Genomic DNA, 24,298 nt, shown 5'->3' with positions numbered 1-24,298 from the left:
ATAAGGAATATATGGCAACGATTTACGATGTGTCAGTCCTAGCCGGAGTATCACTCGCAACAGTATCAAGAGTGATGAATAAAAACGCTAAGGTCAGTGAAAAGACACTAAAGAAAGTACAAGATGCGATGGACCAATTAGGCTATAGGCCTAATGCGATTGCACAATCTCTTGCCTCGAATCGCTCAAATAGTGTCGGTATTTTGGTCTCGGAGCTACACGGTCCTTTCTATGGTTCCATGCTTAGCGGTATTGAAGCTGAGCTGCGAGGTTCACAAAAGCATGCCATCATTGCCGCAGGACATAGCGAAGAGGAGACAGAAAAAGAGGGGATTGAGTTTCTTATCAGCCGCCGGTGCGACGCACTGATCCTCCATGTTGAAGCGGTATCAGATGAATACCTCGTTGATCTTGTTAAAAATGAAGTGCCCATTGTGCTGATTAACCGGTTTATTCCGGCAATCGCTGATAACTGCATTAGTCTCAATAATGAACTCGGCGGATACCTTGCGGCAAAAGCAATACTCGAACAAGGCCATAAAGAAGTCGCTTATATTTCAGGGCCTAACTGGAAGATGGATGCTAGCGACCGCTTAAAAGGTCATAAAAAAGCCTTACAAGAGTTCAATGTCACTTATAATCCTAAGTTAACCTATGAAGGTGATTATCAAGAGGTGGGTGGCAGCGATGGTTTAGAGTATCTACTTAACAGTAAGCAGCCTTTCACTGCCGTTATTTGTGCAAATGATGAAATGGCATCAGGTGCCATGACTTTTGCCCGAGAACATAGAATATCAATACCGAAAGAGCTATCGATCATAGGTTTCGATAACATCATTTTGGCGCAGTATATCTACCCTAAACTGACCACTATTGATTATCCTATTAAGCAAATGGGGCAAATGGCAGCAAGATGGATCCTTAAAAATACTTTTAAGCAAACCGATCTTGAAGTTAAAAATGTGTTTGAACCTAAGCTCATAACAAGAGATTCCATTCTCGCTCACTGATCACTAATTCTGTAGGTCATAAGCTGCTTTTAACTGCTTATGACCGCTATTGAAAGCAAACTTTAGACAAACCGCTCTGGTTTTTTATTGCAACTAGCCATTATTTTGCTATTCCAAACAAGAATAACCGCCCTTCTCTGCTACAGGACGCTAGGCTTATACGCATTCTTAACAACATCACTCTGCTCTTTATGAAAAATATAAGCTGAGCATGAATTCAAGTATTTTCAGCTCTACACTCAACTTTTACAGCTTGGTTTAACTTTAATCACAATCAGTATTAAGACTTGCTCCCTCAGCGAGAGTTTAGCGGCTTTAAGGTAAGGTCATTAAATGCTCCTCGGTAACGGCTTCTGCGTGACTCTCGATAATCGCTGCTGCATGATTCTAGCTTCGAGGATCCTTGCTCTCGTACCGCCAATATCAGACCTCTCAGGAGGGAGGGAATGCCTTAAGCACCTCAGGAACATACTAGGCCATGTTGTTAGCAATGAATAAAGGACATAGTTAAACTAGGTTCAAGTCCATTCACGCATAAAACCCGCCTATAAGGAGTGTTTTTGGCTTGCTACTTCTACGTTGAAAAAATTAATAAGAGAACAACCATTGTGTCATGACTCACTTTGAATTAGCCGGCCTTGAATGAGTTCGACAAAAACTTTCTGAGTAGATCAACGTCTTATACAGATTGGTATAAGACACTTGTAAGAACTGTTTAAAGAAGTTTATAAATCTAAATAAGCTTGTACCTAGTGGTGAGTTGGTTGTAACGCAGATATTTGATTAATTAAAAGCTGAAAAGATGCTGCCTAGCCTCCATGCCAAACAGACTTAAGTAAGTTCCCAGCTGGAGCAAAATAATCAAAATCTTGGGAAGATTGATTTAGCTGCTCCTAATTGTCGAAATGCGACCTTAATTAACATTCTGACAACAACAGTGTAAGCACAAAAGCAACCAAATGAAAGCGCTTACATTTAATTTGCGGAATATTTATTCTGATGACTTAGAAAATCCTACTTATTGAGACTGCCGTTATAACTACCTTTCACCACAAAGAAAGCTATATGCACCACTAGATAAGTAAAAGGCAGGTCCACTCTCCTTTGTCAGTGTTTTTAGCACTATAAACATACATATTTTTTTGTTACTTCCCAAGCAGCCTCTGTTAGCTAAAAAAGCAGATAGAAGTCTTTCTTAAAAATTAATATCAAGATAAAGACTAATACACCAATCCCTTGTTCAGCATGCTTTCGCACCCAACTCCGTCACGACCAAGGTTGCTTTTTTGTTAACTAATGGTGAATTAATGTTGACCTTGTTCGCAAATTACCCTAGGTTTGTGTAAGCGCTTACAAAGTGGTTTAGTTATTTTTTTTATACTTTTTTGTAAGCGCTTACATTTAGAGAAAGATTAAAACTATGATTGAATGACTTTGGGGGAAAGAGATGAAACCACAACTATTTAAAAAGACGAGGCTAGCTACCAGCTTGTCGTTGGTGCTAAGCGCATCAACGATGGCACCGGTTTATGCCGCTGAAGCAGAAGGCACAGAAAACACAGCCAATGAGAATATGGAAGTTATTGCTGTAACGGGTATTCGAGGCAGTTTAGTCAAATCGATGGACGTCAAGAAATCATCTGACGGCATCGTCGATGCAATTTCAGCTGAAGACATCGGTAAAATGCCAGATTCAAACTTAGCAGAATCGATGCAACGAATTCCAGGTGTCTCTATTGACCGTCAAAATGGTGAAGGGAGTCGAGTCTCTGTTCGTGGTTTCGGTGCAGATCGTAACCTGGTTCTGCTCAACGGCCGTCAAATGCCGGTGACGACAGGCTCTCGTTCATTTGATTTTGCCAACATAGCTTCAGAGTCTATTAGTGGTGTAGAGATAAGAAAAACCAGTGTCGCTTCAAGTCCTACAGGCGGTATCGGTGCAACGATTGATGTATTAACTCATCGCCCATTCAATACTCCTGGTCTGAAAGCAACATTTGGCGCGAAAGCGGTTGATGATACATCAACTGATAAAGGCAGCATTACCCCTGAGCTTTCAGGTTTATATTCGAATACTTTTGCAGATGACAAATTTGGTATCTCAATATCTGCCAGCTATCAAGAACGTGAAAGTGGTAACCAACAAGCCCAAGTTGGCACGGGTTGGAGAAGCTTTCCTGGTAGCGCTGACAATACTACTGATTGGGGCGGCGTACAAAAAGATAATCAAGTCAATCGCCCTGGTGATGACGATATCTACTCAGTGCCACAAACTACCATTTACCGTTTTGAAGAGCAGCAACGTACCCGTACTAACGGTCAGTTGGTACTGCAGTACAGCCCTGTTGATTCACTCGTAGCAACGCTGGATTACACTTACATGCGTAATGATATCGACACGCAGTATAACGATGTATCAGCTTGGTTTACCTTTGCGCCTTCAGAGAGTACTTGGACTGACGGCCCCGTTTCATCGCCACTGGTTTATTCTGAAACCTACGACAGTCCGCAAGATGTCTCTATGGCAGCCGGTGATTACGGTGTACGTAACGAAAGTGGTTCTTTAGGGCTAAACCTTGATTGGCAGGTCAGCGACAATCTAAATCTAACACTAGACATGCATAAGTCTGATGCAGAAAACAAACCCAACCATATCTACGGTAGCAGCAATACACTCAGTACAGCCGGCTTTATCCGTACCAGCGCAGCCACTGATTTCTCAAAAGACTTACCCGCACTTGCTGTCGGCAATGGCAACAATATTAAACCATCGGACATGCGTGTGACCGGTAGTGTGTTTGGCAACTCTCGCAATAAATCAGAAATTGATCAGTACCAATTAGACGGTGAATACCTGTTTGAACATTCCGGCAGCATTGACTTTGGTATCGCACTGACCGATGTCAATAACCACTCTCAATCTGTTAACGTTCAACGAAATGACTGGGGCGGTGTAGGTCAAGAGGGAGACTTTGAAGATGAGTGGTTCCCAGCTGACACTATTCATGACAAGTTTGATGCTAGCAAAGGTAACTTTGCTGATGCTGACGGCGACTTCGATCTACTAGATACCATATTCTTCTGGGACTTTGATGCTGTGCGTGGCCGCGCAGAAGAGCTTTATACTGCAGCGGGTTATGTTGGCGCTGGTGATTGTGGTACTGATTTTTGCCCATCGACTCAATATGCGATGGACGTAGACCGTTATACCGAAGAAAAGTCTACATCAGCTTATATCCAGTATAACTTTGAGTCAGAGTTTGGCGACATGCCATACGACATCCATGTCGGTCTTCGCTACGAGAAAACTGATGTCACTTCGACCTCTGCAGTTGCCAGCTATGATGGCGCTGATTGGATAGCGGATACGGAAATTGCGCTAGTTGCTACCGGTGATCAAGTATTCCAAACTCAAACAGGTGATTACGACTACTACCTACCAAATGTTAACTTCAACATCGAAGTTGTTGAAGATGTGATGTTACGAGCAGCCTACAGTGAGACTATTGGCCGCCCTGACTACACCTCTATTCAAGGTGGTACCGTTGTTGGAACACTCGCTAACCGTGCAGGTGGTAGTGGTACAACGGGTAACCCAGGCCTATTGCCACTTGAATCTACAAACTACGACTTGTCAGCAGAATGGTATTACTCACAAACCAGTTACATGTCTGTGGGTTACTTTAGAAAAGATACCGTTAACGGTATCGATAATGTCAAAGTTGAATCTGATATCTACAACATTGCCAACCCAACGGACGGAGCAAAATATGATGCTGCTGTAGCAGCTGTTGGTACCGATGCAGGTAATATTCGTCAGTGGATTTTTGATAACTATCCAAATGATCCATTTGTTGATGTTGCAAACGGCATAATCTCAGGCAACTCTGCCGAAGATAATACCTTGCTATTTGACTTAGATACTCCTGCAAACAGTAAAGATAAAACCACTATTGATGGTTGGGAATTTGCTATTCAGCACTTCTTTGGTGAGTCAGGCTTCGGTGTGATAGGTAACTACACTTTGGTTGACGCTGGTGATAGCTATAATAACTATTTACTAGAAGATCAAGCGGTTGAAACCAACATCAGTGATACCGCTAACCTTATCGCTATCTATGATAACTATGGTTTCCAAGCACGTCTGGCCTACAACTGGCGTGACGAATTCTTGAGCTCTCGCGGCCAAGGAACGGGGCAAAACCCACAGTACACAGAAGCTTATTCTCAAGTCGATTTTAATGTTAGCTACGATATTGAAGCACTTGAAGGCTTAACGGTATTTTTCGAAGGTTTGAACATTACCAACGAATATACCCGAGTCCATGGCCGTGCTAACCAGCAGCTGCTAAATCTGACTCAAACTGGTGCACGCTATAGCTTAGGCGCGAGATACACCTTCTAGAGCGTATAGAGAAGATGAAGCCAATGCTGTGGCTTCATCTTCTCTTTTCTATCTAAGTATTAATATTCTTTTTATTAAGCCATTTTTAACCGACATTCGTTGGCTTCAAGCTTTACACCTTCAAAGTAAATCTTGATACATAAAGTGACTGGATCTACTCCTACAGCAAGGTTATATTGGCAAAAGTTAATTAGTTGTAACAAACCACAAAATCAATTAACCCAATATTGATAAACACTGTAAAAGAGTAACTTAATAAAATAAATAATAGGTCGAGCAGTATGAATAACGACATTAAAAAAGTGATCATTGTAGGTGGTGGAGCTGCAGGTTGGCTCACCGCAGGGGTTATTGCTGCTGAGCATATTAATGCTGCAGCAACCCCATCACAACGTACGCTCGAAGTTATTCTAATTGAATCACCACAAGTGCCCACCATCGGGGTCGGCGAAGGCACTTGGCCTTCAATGCGCGGTACGCTCAAAAAAATGGGCATTTCTGAAACCGAATTTATGATTGAGTGTGACGCCAGCTTCAAGCAAGGTTCAAAATTTATCGATTGGTTACACTCACCCGAGACAGCAAGCTCGGATAAGCTCCCGCTCAATAGCCAGAGCTATTATCATCCTTTTTCTTTACCAAGTCAGTTTAACGAGATCAATCTCGCTAAGCATTGGCAAGCCCATAAACAACAAGTTTCATTTACTAATGCGGTCACTTATCAAGGTAGACTTTGCGATCAAGGCTGCGCACCTAAACTCATTTCTACACCTGAGTATGAGTGCAATGCTAATTATGGTTACCACTTAGATGCTGGAAAATTTGCTCAGTTTCTGCAGCGTCATTGCAGCAAAAAGCTCGGGGTGCAGCATATTGTCGATCATGTTGAATCTGTAAGCAGCCATGGCAACGGCGATATTGCAGCGGTAAATACAAAGTCCAATGGCGCCATTAGCGGCGATCTATTTATTGATTGTAGCGGTTTCAAATCATTGCTTATCGGCGAGCACTACCAAGTCACTTTCATTGAAAAAAAGTCAGTACTGTTTAATGACTCAGCCTTAGCGGTACAAGTGCCCTATGAAAATCAACAAAGCGCCATTAGCTCTTGCACACATTCAACCGCGCAATCGTCTGGTTGGGTTTGGGATATTGGCCTGCCCTCACGCCGCGGCGTCGGTTACGTATACTCCAGTAGCCACACTGATGATGACCGCGCTGAAAGCGAGTTACGTAGTTACCTGCTATCGAGTATAAGCAAATCACAGGCAGAGTCTGCATCGCTTAGGAAAATAACATTTAACCCTGGTCACAGAGCCCACTTCTGGCATAAAAACTGTGTAGCTGTTGGTATTGCCGCAGGTTTTATTGAGCCGCTAGAAGCATCAGCACTCGCGCTCATTGAGCAATCGGCAAAGATGATCAGCGAGCAGTTACCGCAAAACCGCCAGTCGATGGAGATAGTAGCCAAACGTTTCAATGAAAAGTTTTTACAGCGCTGGCGTCAGGTGGTCGATTTTCTCAAACTGCATTACGCCATCAGTCAACGTGACGACTCCGATTATTGGCGTGACAATCGAGACATAGCCTCAATACCGCAGTCTTTACAGCAACAATTAGCGCTGTGGCAATATCAACAGCCCTACTCTTACGATATCACTGAAACCGAGGCGTTGTTTCCAGCGGCTAGCTTTCAATATGTGCTGTTTGGTATGGGTTTTAACAGTGCGCCGCCACGCTATATAAAGCTAGCAGAGCAAGAAAAGGCCATGGCACTGTTTCAACAAAATATTCAACGTAGTCATCAATTGCTTTCAGCACTACCAAGCAATAGAGCACTACTCGATAAAGTTCATCAATTTGGTTTTCCTAAAATATAACGACTAAAGCAACTATAAAAAATAAAAAGGAGTCAAAATGACCGCACAAGCCACCACCCAAACGCCGAACAACAACGTCATGCTCAACAGCATTAAACATAAAGATCTTAAAGTTATCACCGAACACTCTGCGCAATATGGCGATAATGTTTGGTATTCATTGACCTTCCCTGTTGAATTTAGGAGTGTACAAGCCCACTACCCTATTTTCTTCCAAAAAGATCCACAAACGGGTCGTTTCTTCTCTGTGGCGCTGTTTGGCTTTAAAGATAAAGAGAACTTATTTTTAGAAAACGGTCATTGGCAGGCATCTTACGTTCCATTGGCTATTAGACGTCAACCATTTTTGATTGGTAGTCAGAACATAATGGAAGATGGCGCACAGAAAATGCAACGAGTACTGCACATTGATCTCAATAACCCAAGAGTCAGCACCGAGCAAGGTGAACCACTGTTTCTTGAGTTTGGTGGTAATACGCCCTTCCTCGATACTGCTGCAGATATGTTAGATGTCATACATAACGGATTAGAAGACAGCGACAACTTTATTGAAGCGCTACTTAAATTTGAATTACTGGAATCCTTCACTTTAGATGTTGAGCTAAATAACGGCAGCAAGCATCAAATGATTGGTTTCTATACCGTCAACGAAGACAAACTAAAAACACTTTCAAGTGATAATTTGGCTGAGCTGCATGACAAAGGTTACCTGCAAGCCATCTATATGACGATAGCCTCACAAGCCAACATCCGCACACTATTGGATAAGAAAAACAAGCAGATAGAACAGTAGTTTTTTGTCCATTAATGTAAGCGGTTACAGAACAAGGTGTATTTATGTTAGCAGTCGAAAAGAGCGTCAAACAGATAAGTCATTGCAAACCAGGTGATATTCCTGAGTTTGTATTATCGTCGACGCAACCGCTGATCTTAAAAGATTTTGCTGCTGAGTGGCCACTCGTGCAAGCTGGCAAGCAATCTACCCAAGCCGCGATTGATTATTTACTTCAGTTCTACAGTGGCGTGCCGGTAACGGCTTGTTTTGGTGAAAGTGAGCACCAAGGTAGAGTGTTTTACAACGAGCAACTCACTGGCTTTAACTTTAGAGCCAGTCAGGTTGATTTAAGGCAGGTGTTTGACAAGCTAATATCGCATATAGACGACGAAACGCCGCCAACACTGTATGTCGGATCTACCGAAGTTAACCGATGGCTACCAGGGTTTGCAGCCGACAACCCACTCGCAATAGATGATATTAAGCCATTAACCAGTGTTTGGATCGGTAACCAAAGTCGAATTGCCGCTCATTTTGATTTTCCTAACAACCTTGCTTGCTCGGCGGTTGGTCGCCGCCGCTTTACTCTGTTTCCCTCCGAGCAGATAGATAACTTGTATGTGGGGCCGATGGAGTTGTCTCCTGGCGGGCAAGATATAAGTATGGTGGACTTTCACGCACCTAACTTTGACAAGTACCCCAAGTTTCAACAAGCGCTAGAAGCAGCGCAAGTTGCTGAACTTGAGCCGGGCGACGCACTCTTTATTCCCAGTATGTGGTGGCACCATGTCGAAGCACTTGATGCGATTAATGTGTTAGTCACTCACTGGTGGCGAGACTCGCCAGCTTATATGGGCAGACCAACTAATGCACTGCAGCACGCCATTTTAAGCTTGCGAAGCTTACCAATAGCCCAACGTAAAGCGTGGCAAGCGATGTTTAACCACTATGTTTTTGAACATGAACTGCACGACACTGACCATATTGCTGAGCATGCTCAAGGGATGCTGTCATTGCCTATAGATGAGTTATCTGCGCGAAAATTACGCGCTGAATTACAGAATAAATTAAAGCGTTAAGTCATTCGTTTACGCTGATTAAGGATATATGATGAATACAAATAAGCCGATTAAAAATGTCGTCATTGCCGGTGGCGGCACTGCAGGTTGGATGGCAGCCGCAGCGTTGTCAAAACTATTAGGTAAAAACCTTAATATCAGCCTAATTGAATCCGACGATATTCCAACTGTTGGTGTTGGTGAGGCCACTATCCCTACTCTACATGTATTTCATCGCTTACTCGGCATTAATGAACAAGAGTTTATGGCGGCGACCAACGCCACCTTTAAATTGGCGATATCTTTTGAAAACTGGCGCGATGAGAATCAAGACTACTTACACTCCTTTGGTTTCTTAGGTAAGGATTGTTGGGCGGCTGGGTTTCAACACTTTTGGCTAAAGGGCCGTGACAAAGGCTTTGCCAGTGAAATTGGTGATTACTGCGCGGAACATCTTGGCTCTCGCACTGGCAAATTTGCAGTACTACCGAATCAAGACTTAAACCATGCTTATCACCATGATGCAGGACTGTACGCAAAATTTCTCAGAAAAATTGCCGAGCAACATGGTATCAATCGTATTGAGGGTAAGATCACTGAGGTAAACCTCAATCAACAAGATGGTCAAATAGAAAGTCTATTGTTAGCCTCTGGTCAATTAGTTGAGGGGGATCTCTTTATCGATTGTACCGGCTTTAGAGGCTTATTGATTGAAAATGCATTGCATACTGGTTTTGAAGACTGGTCCCATTGGTTACCTTGTGACAGTGCTATTGCGGTGCAAACAACGACCACCAGCACACCTGTTCCCTATACCCGCTCAATTGCTCGTGAATCGGGTTGGCAGTGGCGTATTCCACTGCAAAACCGAACCGGTAATGGGCTGGTATTTTGCAGTAAATACATGACCGATGAGCAAGCCAAACAGTTGTTACTCGATAATATTGAGGGCGACCTACTTACTGAGCCTCGCGTCATCAAATACAAGACGGGAACCAGACGCAAGCACTGGAATAAAAACTGTGTCGCCATAGGGCTATCAAGTGGCTTTATTGAGCCTCTTGAGTCCACCAGCATCCACCTTATTCAACGGGGCATTGTGCGCCTAATGCAGATGTTCCCAGCGCAAGGTTTAGTACAAGCCGATATTGACGAATTTAACGCACAGACAAAGTTTGAAACCGATAACGTACGCGACTTCATTATCTTGCATTATCACGTGACACAACGACGAGACAGCAAGTTCTGGCGTTATTGCTCAAGTATGCCAATACCTGAATCGCTTGCCCATCGATTAGAGATGTTTGCAGCTGCAGCCAAAGTATACAAGTACCCCAATGAACTGTTCGGTGAAAGCTCTTGGATCCAGGTGATGCTAGGCCAAGGCATTGAGCCTAAGCAGTATCACCCTATTGTTGACATGATGGAAGATGAAGAGCTTAAGGCCTTTTTGAATAACATTAAAAGTGTGGTCAAGCGCAAGAATGACAACCTACCACACCATTATGATTTTATTCAGCATTACTGTAAATCGCCAATGATGTAGTCATCAGAGTCGTGCTATGTAGCCTTAAAGCATAGGGCTACATTGAAGCATTTACACAATACAGCTAAAAATAGTTAAGCGGGTTAGATTAAAATGCAGCAAAATATGATTAGCGTTAACCCAGCCGCCACGCCAAAAATCATCTTAATTGGCGAGGAGAAAACGCCTGTCGTCATCATAGATGACTTTAGTTTAAGCACTGACGATATTATTACTTATGCCACTACCGAGGCGGATTTTAACGACGACCTAAACTCCTATTATCCTGGGATCAGGGCAAAACTCCCCCGTGAATACGCCAAAACAGTAATTGATGCCGTCTTCCAAGGGATCTATCAGTGTTATCACATTCCACGGCAGTTACGACTCAAGCCTCAAAGCCTATTTTTATCGCTGATCACCCGTGAGGAATCTGCGCTATCGACCTTACAAAGAATGCCGCACTTTGACACCCCAAAGCCATTTTACTTTGCCATCATGCATTACTTAAACCCAAATGAGCATGGCCCTACAGGTTTCTTTCGGCATAAACCGACTCAATGGGAGCGGATCAGTGAGCAACGCTGCCAGCCCTATTTTGACGCAGTACAAAAGCACAATGAGTTAAATGGAGCACCCAAACAAGGCTACTGCAACCAGAGCAATCATCATTTTGACTTATACGAGCAGATAGAATACCGCCCAAACAGACTAGTGATATATCCAGGCAATTTACTACACTCCAGCATAGTAAACTCAGCTAAGGATATCGATAGCAGCCCTGACACAGGCAGGCTTACCGCCAATATATTTATCGACTTTCAATAACCACGAGTCCAAAAATACCGGCATTAATACCAACACTACTTCAATAAACTAATATGGAATTTAGAATGAAGCGTCCTATTATTAACAAATTAGCCCTTAGCTGCTTGGTTATCTCAACCTTACTAGTTACAGTCCCTATGGCCTTGGCTGAAACTCAAGTGGAACAAACCATTTATGAAGATGTGGGCTTAGTTGAACCTCGTCGCCCACTTCTGCAGCAGCGTCTAGATCAGGTCGAGCAAACAATTCAAACGCTATTGCCACAAATGACACTGGCCGAAAAAGTATCCTTAGTTCATGCCAATGGCAAATTCACTACAGCCGCTATTGAGCGCCTTGGGATCCACGAAATGTGGCTATCAGATGGTCCACACGGTGTTCGCCATGAGATAGAGCGTAATAGCTGGAATTCTGCAAATTGGACAAGTGATTACTCAACTTATTTACCGGTATTAACCGCAGTAGCCGCCAGTTGGAATACCGACATGGCTACCTTACATGGCGCAGTGCTCGGCAGTGAAGCCCGTCATCGCGGTAAAGATCTAATTCTTGGACCTGGCGTTAATTTAGCAAGACTACCACTCTATGGCCGTAACTTTGAGTATTTAGGTGAAGACCCCTATTTAGCATCTAAGCTTGTGGTGCCACAAATTAAAGCCATTCAAAAAAATGATGTTGCCGCCACTATTAAACATTATGCGCTCAATACTCAAGAGTTAAACCGCACAGGAGTGAATGCTAAACCCGACGAGCGTACTTTGCGCGAAGTGTACCTGCCCGCCTTTGAGGCCGCAGTAAAACAAGCCAATGTTTATGCCATGATGGGTTCATACAATGAATTTAGAGGCACTAACGCTAACCAAAGCAAGCACCTCGTCATGGATATCCTTAAAGGAGAATGGGGTTATGAAGGACTGCTGGTGACAGACTGGAATGTAGATATCAATACCTATGACGCTGCTGTCAATGGTTTAGATCTTGAAATGGGCACTGATGTCCCACATTACAAAGACTACTTTCTCGCACAACCACTGATTAAAATGATTAACGCAGGTAAAGTACCTGTCGCCGCACTCGATGATAAAGTCTCGCGAATACTTAGGGTGCAACTGAGCATCGGCATGATGGATAACTACCGCCTGGCAGGCCAGCGTAATATTGCTTCCCACCGCGCTGCTGCTAGACGAATTGCCGAAGAAGGAATTGTGTTACTTAAAAATGATCGCCAAGTATTGCCGTTTGAACAAGATAAAGTGAAAAACATTCTCGTCCTAGGCCCTAATCTTGATAAAAAGCATGGCTCAGGCGGCGGTTCATCAGAGGTAAAATCACTTTATGAAATAACGCCTTTGCAAGGCCTTAAACAAAAGTTAGATGGCAAAGCAAGCATTACTGTCATGCGTGCTCAAAGCAGTAAACTTGCACCAATCAGCAACGATTACCTAGCGACTCGGCATTGGACTGGTACGCCATCGTGGAATATTAGCTACTTTACCGATGAAAGCCGTCAACAGCTTATCGAAGAGTCATGGATAGCCGATTCTGAGTTTAAACCGTCTAATTTAGTCGCTAAAGGGACGCCACAATTTATCACCATGAAAGCGGCAATAAAGCCGCTAAAATCCGGTGTACATACTTTAAAAGTGACCGCAAAAGGTAAAATCAATATCAAAGTCGATGGTAGCTCAGTCTTGCAGTTTGATGGTAATTCAAGCGAAGTACTCAACAAGAATATCTCATTACTACAGGACAAAGATTATCAGTTCGAAATAGAATACAGTGGCAGTGATGGCTATACCCTAGGCTGGGATACGCCTAATAAGCTATTTAACAGTGAAGAAGAATACTTAACTGCAGCAAAAAATGCCGATGCGGTGATCTACTTTGGTGGCCTTAGTCATAGTGATGACCGAGAGTCTATCGATAGAGCCGATCTCGTTCTTCCTAATCAACAGGATGAGATGATAACAAAGCTGATAGCCGCCAACCCTAAAACAGTGGTGTTCATCACCGCAGGTAGTGCAGTAGAAATGCCATGGGTCGACAAAGCATCCACCATAGTTTGGAATTCCTATAGTGGTATGGAAGGCGGTCATGCCGTTGCAGATATGCTGTTTGGTGATGTAAACCCAAGCGGTAAAATGCCCTTTACGCTGCCTAAGAAACTTGAAGATACCGCGCCTATAGCACTGAATGATTACAATGCTGTTGAATCTCTCTATTCAGAAGGCGTCTTTATCGGTCACCGTTGGTTTGAGCAGCAAAACATCAAACCACTGTTTAGCTTTGGCCATGGTTTGTCCTATAGTAACTTCACCCTTAGCGGTATAACGCTTTCTAAAAAGGCCATTAACCTCGATGACACTCTTGAAGTGTCACTGACCGTGACCAACATTGGCAAAGTAAGCGGCGCCGAAGTCGTGCAGCTTTACCTAAATGATAAAAAGGCCAGCGTTGAACGACCAACAAAAGAGCTGAAAGGCTTTGCTAAAGTCAGCCTACAACCAGGTGAAAGCAAGCAAGTTATCATGCAGCTTAACCGTCGCGACCTGTCTTTTTGGGATGAAAAATCAAACGATTGGCTAGCTGAAGCTGGAGAGTTTGAAGTGTTAATTGGTACTAGCCTAGATTACATCCATCTGCGAGACACTTTTAGCCTTAAATAACCTGTTCCCTGTTCCTATTATCGCTTTAATATTATCTATAGATATTAAAGCGATATTAACGCCTTCCCAATTAACACCTCGATAACAACACTCGACTACATCTCAAAGTCTCAGCAACAAAGTTGTTAATAGCTGTTGCTATTATTGAATAACTAGTCATTCTCCGCTGTCAGCTTTTAGTGAAATACTCTAGAATGCGCCTCATTGACAGAAGGGATCACAATGAAACTTAAATTATTAGCAGGACTATTTATTTTTGGCTGTAGCTCAGTACAAGCTGCATGGTGGGTAGAGCCTACAGATCTGGCTTTGAGAGCAGATATCCAACTACTTTCCGATACTGGCATTATTGTGCAGCCTATCACGACTTACCCATTAATGTGGGACGGATTAAAGCAAGATTTGGACAAGGCCGAACCCGCTAAGCTCTCCAATATTCAGCGCAGTGCCTTTGACCGAGTCAATCAAGCTTATGATAAGGACCACCGCGGTTTTAGCACTAAGGTAGAACTCGCAGGTAGCACCGATACCACCCGATTTATTGGATTTGGCCAAGATTATCGTGATAAAGGTGAAGGGGCTGTCAGCGCAGAAATAACTAAAGACTGGTTCAGTGGTCGTTTATCGGCAAGCTATCATGCGGATCCAATTGACGGTAACAGCACTCGCTTAGATGACAGTTTTGCTGCAGTTAAGCTTGGTAACTGGATCGTTAGCGCTGGCGCGCAACAAAAGTACTGGGGACCAGGCTGGGACAGCGGTTTGATTCAAACCACTAACGCTCGCCCTATGCCTGGCATTACATTAAGCCGCAACAACAGCCAAGCCTTTGAAACACCCTGGCTTAATTGGATTGGCCCATGGACTTTTACCACCGCATTTAGTCAAATGGAAAGCGATCGCTACGTGCCAGATACCCAACACTGGGGCGCTCGCGGCACCATACGCCCAATTTCAAAACTAGAAGTAGGCTTCTCATGGACCATGCAATGGGGCGGTGAAGGTTACGGCAATAGCCTAAGCGACTGGTGGGATGGACTATCTAATGGCGGTGGCACCGAAGGTGATTTAAAAAATGGTCAAGAGAATTTGCTTGCAGGCTATGATTTTCGCTGGTCAGATACCGCCTTTGGCATTCCTTATGGTATCTACTATGAGCGCACTCATGAAGATTACCACAATGGTAAAAATAAATTGATCAATGCGGCCAACATGGGCGGTATCGACTTTGTTTTAACCGACATCAATACCCGTGTCTTTATAGAATACTCAGATACCAAGGTTGCATGTGGTATCGACCCACAAGCATACAATTGTATGTATGAACACACCTTTTACCAAAGTGGCTACCGTTATTACGGCCGCAGTTTAGGCAGCACCTATGATAATGACTCAGAAACCTTGGTTGTCGGTGGTATCACTCAGTTAGGCGGCGGTCAAAGCATTACTAATAAACTACGTTGGTTGCGACTCAATACTGACGGAATTGATAACGGACTACCTGATGCTGGTAACCCTGTATCACCGGGCGAATATGAACGGGTATACCAATATGATACCAGCTACCATAGACCGTTTTATCAAGGCACTCTGAAAGTGGGTGGCACGATTAGCTATAGTGAGTACGTCACCTCTGGTGGCGACGACTGGGACGCAACTTTATACGCTGGTTGGGAAAGAAGCTTTTAAGCTTAATCAATAGCTCTCGGCTTGAGTATTAGAGGTTCTAGCAATAAAAGGTAAAAGTAGCTCCCTACTTTTGTCTTTTATTATTTTTCATCTCGTAAAAGCATGGACCTCTTACTTTTATCAACTGACCTTGTACCAATCACAGCAAGTGTTCAGAAATAGCGCAGGAAAAGCTTGAGAACAAGACAGAAATTCTCGATAAGTCGGTATCCTACAATCAAAATTTATAACGACGTTATCGAATGTTTTAACAAACTAGGGTCAGCTGCTATTTACTACGATGGGTATTAATAATTTTTTGAAAATCTAGCATCCCTTTGAGCTGCTGTTGCCATTTATCCTTCAACAAACTTCCTTCTCTTACACCCAACTGCTGGCACACTCTTTGACTATTAAGCGCACTCTGATTCGGTCTTTTAGCCAATATCTGTTCATGACAAGCTTGCCAAGATAACGTAGTGATTGGTGTTATTCTACAATGCGTTTTAATCAACTTATCATCTGTTAACATCAATTGCTGGATCTGTTGCGCAAACTCAAACCAAGAGCAACTGTTCGCTGCGGCATAGTGATACAAATTGTCTGAACTATCACTATCACCAACAAAATTGGGTTCTAAGTTAATACCTAAGCTCGCATCTAAGCCAACACCTCTTTGAGTCGCTTCTTTTTGCTTTATCAGCTTAAATATGATGACAGCCAGCGCTTCACTCCAAGTTGGACTGCCGTATTGATCGGCGATAACTGATACTTGCTCCTTTGCTGCAAACAACTTCTGCATTGTATGAACAAAATTATTCCCTTGGCAGCTATAGAGCCAGCTGGTTCGAATAATATAAGCTTTACTCGCTATAACCTGTCGTACAGCTTGTTCACCTGCAAGCTTACTTTTACCGTAAACAGATAGCGGTTCAGGGAGATCTTGTTCGTTGTAAGGTGAATGTTTCTCGCCAGCAAAGACAAAGTCAGAAGAGATATGAATCAGCATGACTCCGTCACGTTTACAGCGCTCCGCCAGTAATTTAGGGCCCTCAAAGTTAACCTTAAATGCACTTTCAGAGTCTGTTTCAGCATTATCCACTGCGTTAAATGCCGCGCAGTTAATCACCACGTCAGGATTGACCCGCATAAAAGCATCATCTATGGCTGCAGAGTCGCAAATATCTAACTTTCGATGTGACAGCAGGTGCAATTCATCCTGCTCACTCAAGCTGTTCCTCACTTCAGGTAAAATATTGACTAAGGCCTGCACAATATCAGCTGTTATACGAGTAAAAGAGCTAGCTTTCACTTTTGCATCACTTAAGTGAGCGATTAATGCTAACGACTGAGCGAGTTGGCCATTACCACCAGTAACCATTATTTTTATAGGAGCTTGCATAAGAGTTTAGATCGTAACCTTTGTCGAAGTTCTTCAAGAGCTTTCATACAAGATCTGCATACTCATCGAGTGAGTCGTGGCCTCTTGCAGATAGGAAACACAGCAGAGCTTCAGGGCTTCTATTAAGTAACCGCTCGATTGGAAATTGTACAGCTTCGATCACCTCAACCGCTTTATCAAAATCGCCTAAGCTGAATGCAACATGAGAATCTGACCCCATTACTAATAACCCGCCGGCTTCTTTCACCGCTAGCGCAATGGCCCTGCAGCTTTTTTCACTGCCTTTGCGTGAAGTTAAAAATGAAGAGTTATTGATCTCTAGCGCAACATTATGCTTTGCGGCAGCTTGAGCCACTCTCTCAATATCAATCGGATACGCTGGATTACCTGGGTGGCTGATAATATCAACTTTGCCACTTTCAATACAGTTAATAAGGGCTTGAGTATGGTTCTCTGCTGTCGATGGTGGAAAAACGGGTTCGTGAAAGCCCGCTAAAACTATATCGAGTTGTTTTAAATAATCGCCGAAAAAATCAATGTCTCCTTGCTGGTTTTTGATATTCGCTTCAATCCCTCGAAGCACTCCAACACCATCAATAATCCGCGGTAACACTCTCATATTCACAAAGTGCCAAAAATGTGGTGCATCTGCCATATCTGGTCCATGGTCGGTGATGGCGAATAGTTTAATACCTTTCTCTTTGGCGACATTTAAGTAGTCGTGCAGCGTACTGTAAGCATGGGTTGAAGCTATGGTATGGGCGTGGGTATCGACTAAAAACTTCATCTGCAGCCTCTCGAGCTCAAACGATAAGAGTAGACCTGAAGTCTACTCTTATCGTGTGTTTAACTCTATATCGCAGCAAGATAAATGTATCAGCTAGCCCTCGTGGCTTAAGCTACTTTCTAACTCTTCCCAGCTCTGCCGTTTACGGTAAATTGTCGATGCACTGATATCTAATAAAGCAGCGGCCTTTGGAACATTACCATCACAAAAGGCAATAGCATCTTCAATAGTTTGCTTCTCGGTGATCCATAAAGGAACGATATCAGCAGCTGGCGCAACGGCTGCAATATCTTGAGCTTCAGTTAAATGACCTTGAGCCTCAATAGAGCCTTTGACTAGTGAAGGCGCTGCAGGATCTGCAAACAGTGGCGTAGCGCTTTGCGCTTGCGGCTCAGGCTGCTTAACGCTGATATTGGCTGTCACCTGTAAGGGGAGCATATCAAGCTCGACGGTTTCAGCATCATTGAGCACTACAACCTGCCTAATCACATTTTGCAGCTGCCTAACATTGCCAGGCCATTGATAGTTCTTGAGGCATTGCCTTGTCTCTGCGCTAAAGTGCTTGAACTGCTTACCTTCCTCTTTGTTGTATTCTTTTAGCAACTTAGTTGCCAACAGAAGAATATCTTTGCCACGCATCCTTAACGGAGGAAGCTCAATAGGGATCACGTGCAAGCGGTAAAAAAGATCTTCTCTGAAACGACCCGCTTTAACTTCATCCCACGGTGCTCGATTGGTGGCACTGACAAAACGTACGTCAACTTTCTCCTCTTTGGTACCACCGACTCGTTGGAACACTCCGGTCTGAATAAAGCGTAACAATTTACTTTGCAGCTCCAGATCCATCTCGCAAATTTCATCAAGAAACAAGGTGCCATTGTGAGCTCTTGTGGCTGCACCATCACGATTAGCCACAGCCCCAGTAAATGCACCTTTGGTATGACCAAAAATTTCACTTTCGATTAGGTCTTTAGGGATTGAAGCACAGTTCAATGCGACAAATGCTTCATCTCTACGGCTACCAGCATGATGGATGGCATTGGCGCACACCTCTTTACCAGTACCACTTTCACCCACAATAAATGCCGACGCTTTACTGTTAGCAACGCAATCTATCGTTTTATAAACCGTTTGCATCGCTAGTGACTCACCAACGAACCCCATGTAATGTGGCTTAGGCAGGCTGCTCTCATACTTGGCGACCAAATTAACCAGATGACGCTGCTTGAGGGCATTTCTAACTGTAATGGAGAGGCGTTTTGCATCGAAAGGTTTAACAAGAAAATCGAAAGCGCCCGCTCGCATCGCATCAACCGCGAGATCAATCGTGCCATGAGCGGTGATCATAATAACGGTAATGTCTGGGTATTTTTTTTGAACGATATCAAGAATATCCATACCAGACATATCTGGGAGTTTAATATCCAACACCAGTAGATCGGGTTGCCATCGTTTTAACTCGTTCAGTGCATCCTCACCATGGTTTACATGAGTCACTTTAGCACCGTCCGCACGAAGGTACTCTGTATATAGTGCTCCAAGCGACATGCTATCTTCTACCAGTAACGCGGTAAACGAGCTAGTTATATCCATATAGAAGTCAACCTATTGATAAATTTAAAAAAGCCAAAAACAGATAAGCTATCATAACGAGTGTGGCAGTAGATACCAAGGCCTGCTAGTTAAGTCTAGCAGTTATTAGCTAGCTTTCTTGTCACCTCTTAGAGCCTTACAAATAACCTATTTATTTAGCATAGTTTTAGGTTAAGCGAGCCTTAAATACCTGTAAAGTTTGCTCCCCAATATCAATGACATTATTCAATAATTGAGATAACTGGCTAACATCCCCAGCCTTAGCACTCTGCTCAAGTGATTTAGCCGCCACACTAAGCGCCTGTGCACCAAAACTTCCCGCACTGCTTTTAAGTGTATGAGCCTGTATGTCGACCTCATCTAAATCACAATTTCCTAACGAATCATAGGCATTCAATAATGACTTTAATACAGTGAGCCTCTCTTCAGCCTCATTGAGGAATACGCTAAACATTCTAGCCATAGCATCCTCTCCTAACATACTTGAAAGCTCTATTAATGTCGCTTCATCAAGGATATTGTTAGACGGATCATCATCAGTACTATTTATTGCTTGTTGCCCAAGTTCATTTTTTTCAATCACGTTTATCTCTCCAGCTTGAGAAGATATTTTGTCAGGCTCTGTATTTATTGTAGATGTAACCGGAGAGCTGAGGACGACTGTCTCACCAATAATTGCTTTGCTGGTATTTAGAATACTCTGCGCTTCTTCTTTAACCTCTAAAAAACTATCGCCACTTTCCTTGGCTATTGTTTTCGCCTCAGCCATCCAATAGTTAACCGCTTTTATCAATTGTGCTCGATTTACAGGTTTAGGGACAAAATCTCTCATCCCCGCATTCATACACAGATCTACATCCTCTTTTTGCACATTAGCGGTCATCGCAATAATAATCTGCTGTGGATTGTTCAATAGGATATGCTCTGTTGCCTCAACCCCATCCATCTCTGGCATCCTCATGTCCATTAGGATCAGTCCATACTCTTTCTTGGCTGCCATAGTGACAGCCTCTTTGCCATTATTAGCAATTTCAACACTAAAACCGGCCTTATTGAGCAACGCACTCGCCACGATCTGATTCGCGGGGCTATCCTCAGCTAATAAAATGGGCAGTAGCTGACGGTTTTCGTTACTTAACCCCTCTTCAATTGCTGCCACATCATGACTAAAACGATGTTCACCGCTCAACATTGCCAACATCATATCTCTACTAAGCGGTTTATTAACGACTTGCTCAAGACCAACTTTAGCCAACAACTTTGACGCTTCAGGCACAACAACAGTCATTAACGCCGCCATCAACCCCTCTTCATTAAGGTAAGATTGTTTAATCTTTTGAGCTTGCAGTTCTGTCAACTCAACAAGACTGTGTTCGTCAATCAGCACTAAGCTAAAACGTCCTTGTACATTTACATTATTAAAAATACTTTTGACACCATCGACACAAATTGCGCTAACGCCATATTGACGATATTGTTTTTCAAATAATCGACAGTAAGTTGAGTTATGGTGGACTAACAATACTCTTGCATCAGTAGGCATTTGGCGTGGCATTGATAACTCAGCTTCTTCTAACTCTAATTTAACATCGAAACTAAAGCAGCTTCCTCGCCCTTGTTCACTGCGTACAGCAATGCTCCCTTCCATACGAGTAATAAGCTCTGCACAAATGGCGAGCCCAAGCCCGGTGCCACTGTAGTTTGTGTTGTGCTCGTCATGCACTTGGCTGAATTCTTTAAATAGCGTGAGCTGTGCCTCCTCTGAGATCCCAATGCCTTGATCTGTTACCGTACAACAAAGCTGAGCCTTGCCTTGCTGACTTTCAAGCAACCACATCTCTACTGCTATGCAGCCACCAGAAGAGAACTTAATCGCGTTATCAACTAGATTTTGTAACACTTGGCGTAAACGCTGACCGTCTCCAATGAGGCTCTCTGGCACATTACAGTTCACAAAGCTAGCTAAGGTAATGCCCTTATCTTGCGCCTTGGGCGACAAGATCTGTAACACCTGAGTGACTAACTTAGCAGCAGAGAAACTACTTTTCTCCAGCAACATTTGCCCCGCTTCAATTTTTGAAAAATCTAAAATATCATTGATAGTACTCAGCAGTGCGGTTCCTGCTTCTTTAGCAGTATTAGCGTAGATCCGCTGTTCCTTATTCAGTCGAGAATCAAGTAATAGATCAACGCTGCCCAGCACTGCATTCAGTGGTGAGCGAATTTCGTGACTCATGGTGGCTAAAAAGCGTGACTTAGCTTTACTGCCCTGTTCTGCTTGCTCTTTTGCCAATTTAAGCTGGGTCTCGTATTCCATCCGTCTTGAAATATCACGGATAAATGCAGTTAGCAGCATCTCTTCACCTAATTGCACTGGGATTAGAGTTAGCTCAATAGGGAGCAGCTTACCGTCAAAGCGAGTAGCAAATATTTCAGTAGCATTTTTAAACGCCTTACCGGCACCTGTAAGGCGATACTCCTCTAAAATCTCCCGAAAAGTGGCTCTTGCTCCCCCTTGAAATAGGCAAGTCTCCATTCTCTCGCCCACTAATGCACTTGAGTGTGCTTGAAACATCAAACACGCTGAATCATTGACCTCTTGGATTTCACCAGTAATATCGATAGTAATCAATCCATCCTTACTGCCCTCCAATGTGGCTAATAAGATTGACTCTGTGCGTTGAGCTGCGACTTGCGCCCGCTTAACATCACTAAGGTCTTTAACTAAGCCTAAAAATAGTAATTCGCCATCGAGTATCATTTTCGAAATCGATAGCTCAATAGGAAACAGTTCTCCCTCTTTATGCTGTGCCATTAACTCTCGACCTTTCCCAATGATTTTAGACTCGCCACTATCGAGGTATTTACGAATATAAACGTCATGCATTCCGCGCTCAGCTAACGGTAAGAGCAAAGATACATTTTGGCCAAGTAGTTCACTGTCCTTATAACCAAATAGGCGGCTTACTGCGGGGTTAACTTCACTTATCTCTCCATGAGTATTAATAATGATATAGCCATCCAAAGCCGTGCCTAATATTGTACTAAGGCGGGTATTTGCATTTTCAAGTGCGTGGGTTTTTATATCTATTTGCTCAACCATTTGGTTGAATGCATGAGCCGCTTGACCGATTTCATCCTGAGAGGTTACGGGCACTTTAACTTGCTTCTCGCCGGAAAATACACGAGTAGATGCAGATTTTAATTGCAGTAAGTTGCGCGTCAAATAATGGCCTAACAACCAAGAAAACAGCGCCACTAGCACCATCTCCAATGCGGCGATCAACAGGAACTGTTTGGTCGCATCGGCAATAAAAATATCCAGTTTTGAAATCTCGACCCCAAGCTCTACTCGACCATAAACAATTCCAGACTCAGCAACCATGGCCTCTATGTCCAGAATCCCGTCATCGACAGTCGTGACATTACTGTCCCTGGCCGCCAAATGGACTCCGCTATTCGCCCCGGCAGTCACCAACAGATCATCACGATTAAATACATTGACATATAAGACCTGGTTAGTCGAAATAAGCTCGTTTGCGAGGTTGTTCAGCGTTGAAAGGTCTGTGCTCAATACCGCATCTTTTGCGGCAGCAGCAAACAAAGATGCCGTCGACTGAGCACGCTTCTCAATTTCAGACTCATTAGATGACTTTAAATAGTCAATACTGGTATACACCAACAGCATTAACAGTACCCCTTCAATAATGGCAATACCCAATATTGTTTTTAACCGAAATGACATTAGTTCTCCTCCTGTTTAGGAGCATCCTCATCCGTCTGAATCGATAGTTGATCAAGCTTAAGTGCTCTAACATCATTCCAGTCACTATCAGCAGCAATTTCAAAACGGTTAAAGCCAAGACTATTTAACAATGACAATCCCTGTTCAGATTGAGAAAGAGCCACTAGCTCTGCGGTTAGCTCTTTACGGGCGGCTTCAGAGACTCGAGGGTGCACAGCAATCGCGTGGGGAGTATATTTAGGAGTGGTCCAAAGGATCTTTAACTTAGATTGAGTCTCAAGCGGTAAGTTATTAAAAGTTCTGCCCACACCACCACCCACCTTAAATAGTCCTTTCGATACCGCCATATAAACGGAGTCATGGGAGCCAACATACTTAGGTGTAAAGTCGATGCCACGCTGTTTTAAGTTAGCCCTAGGGATCATACTGGCAGCAAATGCTCCTGGCGCAGGAAACGCAATGGTCTCTCCCGCTAGCGCCTCTAAATCTTGAAAACTCGCATCTTTAGCGACCACGATAATCCCTTTAAGCTTTTTATCTTTCTCCTTAACCAACGCCTGATAGCCCTGTGACTGATGAAACTGAGCGTAATGATGGGGGTTCATATAGGCAACGTCATACTCCCCGGTCGCGAGCCGATCCTCAAAAGTGGGAATATCTGGCGCGGTTGCAAAACGCAACTCAAGTTTTGCATTTTGCGACACTTCTTTAAGTAACGGTCCCCAAGCTTTAGCAAGTGTACTTGCCGCTTGCTGTGGAACAACGCCAAATACGAGAGTCTCTTTAGGCTGACTGGCTACGGATTCTTCAGCGCTAACCCCGGAAGAAAGCGGCATAAATACCACAGCAAAGATAGACAACAGGCTAAAAACCGCAGAATTTCTACGGCACATAATGATATTTCTGACCTTGTCGTTAAATAAATGCATGCCACTCCCCTCAATTAAATTCAATTC

The 24,298-nt window shown here is 43.5% G+C and carries 14 protein-coding genes; 9 read left to right on the top strand and 5 right to left on the bottom strand.

Annotation, left to right across the window (positions count from 1 at the left end; genetic code table 11):
• Positions 1–11 precede the first annotated feature (11 nt).
• The 9 genes from SWP_RS07245 to SWP_RS07205 all read left to right on the top strand — a co-directional run bounded on the left by SWP_RS07245 (position 12) and on the right by SWP_RS07205 (position 15,836).
• The gene (locus SWP_RS07245; RefSeq protein WP_044555753.1) at positions 12–1,010 is read left to right on the top strand and encodes a LacI family DNA-binding transcriptional regulator; all 999 of its coding nucleotides are present in this window, start codon (positions 12–14) and stop codon (positions 1,008–1,010) included.
• Between the two features lie 1,447 nt (positions 1,011–2,457).
• Complete coding sequence (locus tag SWP_RS07240) at positions 2,458–5,415, top strand: TonB-dependent receptor (RefSeq protein WP_020911787.1); 2,958 nt, start codon at positions 2,458–2,460, stop codon at positions 5,413–5,415.
• Positions 5,416–5,696: 281 nt separating this feature from the next.
• On the top strand, positions 5,697–7,295 hold the full coding sequence (locus tag SWP_RS07235) for a tryptophan halogenase family protein (protein WP_020911786.1): 1,599 nt from the start codon (positions 5,697–5,699) through the stop codon (positions 7,293–7,295).
• 37 nt (positions 7,296–7,332) lie between these two features.
• Positions 7,333–8,088 carry a SapC family protein gene (locus tag SWP_RS07230; protein ID WP_020911785.1) on the top strand — a complete coding sequence of 252 codons (756 nt, stop codon included), beginning with the start codon at positions 7,333–7,335 and terminating at the stop codon, positions 8,086–8,088.
• Between the two features lie 44 nt (positions 8,089–8,132).
• The gene (locus tag SWP_RS07225; RefSeq protein WP_020911784.1) at positions 8,133–9,149 is read left to right on the top strand and encodes a cupin-like domain-containing protein; all 1,017 of its coding nucleotides are present in this window, start codon (positions 8,133–8,135) and stop codon (positions 9,147–9,149) included.
• Between the two features lie 31 nt (positions 9,150–9,180).
• A complete protein-coding gene (locus tag SWP_RS07220; protein ID WP_020911783.1) occupies positions 9,181–10,674 on the top strand; it encodes a tryptophan halogenase family protein in 1,494 nt (497 codons plus the stop codon).
• A gap of 93 nt (positions 10,675–10,767) precedes the next feature.
• On the top strand, positions 10,768–11,481 hold the full coding sequence (locus tag SWP_RS07215) for a DUF6445 family protein (RefSeq protein ID WP_044555751.1): 714 nt from the start codon (positions 10,768–10,770) through the stop codon (positions 11,479–11,481).
• 65 nt (positions 11,482–11,546) lie between these two features.
• On the top strand, positions 11,547–14,147 hold the full coding sequence (locus tag SWP_RS07210; protein ID WP_020911781.1) for a beta-glucosidase: 2,601 nt from the start codon (positions 11,547–11,549) through the stop codon (positions 14,145–14,147).
• 222 nt (positions 14,148–14,369) lie between these two features.
• Positions 14,370–15,836 (top strand): capsule assembly Wzi family protein, encoded by a 1,467-nt coding sequence (locus SWP_RS07205; protein WP_020911780.1) that lies wholly within the window; start codon positions 14,370–14,372, stop codon positions 15,834–15,836.
• 268 nt (positions 15,837–16,104) lie between these two features.
• Here SWP_RS07205 and rfbD read toward each other — a convergent pair whose 3' ends face one another.
• The 5 genes from rfbD to SWP_RS07180 all read right to left on the bottom strand — a co-directional run bounded on the left by rfbD (position 16,105) and on the right by SWP_RS07180 (position 24,271).
• The gene (rfbD, locus tag SWP_RS07200; RefSeq protein WP_020911779.1) at positions 16,105–17,217 is read right to left on the bottom strand and encodes a dTDP-4-dehydrorhamnose reductase; all 1,113 of its coding nucleotides are present in this window, start codon (positions 17,215–17,217) and stop codon (positions 16,105–16,107) included.
• A 43-nt stretch (positions 17,218–17,260) separates the two neighbouring features.
• Positions 17,261–18,004 carry a phosphatase gene (locus SWP_RS07195; protein ID WP_020911777.1) on the bottom strand — a complete coding sequence of 248 codons (744 nt, stop codon included), beginning with the start codon at positions 18,002–18,004 and terminating at the stop codon, positions 17,261–17,263.
• 93 nt (positions 18,005–18,097) lie between these two features.
• On the bottom strand, positions 18,098–19,597 hold the full coding sequence (locus SWP_RS07190; RefSeq protein WP_044555750.1) for a sigma-54-dependent transcriptional regulator: 1,500 nt from the start codon (positions 19,595–19,597) through the stop codon (positions 18,098–18,100).
• 166 nt (positions 19,598–19,763) lie between these two features.
• A complete protein-coding gene (locus tag SWP_RS07185; protein WP_020911775.1) occupies positions 19,764–23,342 on the bottom strand; it encodes a PAS domain S-box protein in 3,579 nt (1,192 codons plus the stop codon).
• Positions 23,342–24,271: a phosphate/phosphite/phosphonate ABC transporter substrate-binding protein gene (locus SWP_RS07180; RefSeq protein WP_020911774.1), complete on the bottom strand. Its 930-nt coding sequence runs from the start codon at positions 24,269–24,271 to the stop codon at positions 23,342–23,344. Before SWP_RS07180 ends, SWP_RS07185 begins: the two co-directional genes overlap by 1 nt.
• Positions 24,272–24,298 lie beyond the last annotated feature (27 nt).

This window comes from Shewanella piezotolerans WP3 (genome assembly GCF_000014885.1).
GTDB lineage: Bacteria > Pseudomonadota > Gammaproteobacteria > Enterobacterales > Shewanellaceae > Shewanella > Shewanella piezotolerans.
Note: the sequence above shows the minus strand (reverse complement) of the source record. Positions and strands in the feature narration are given on the sequence as shown.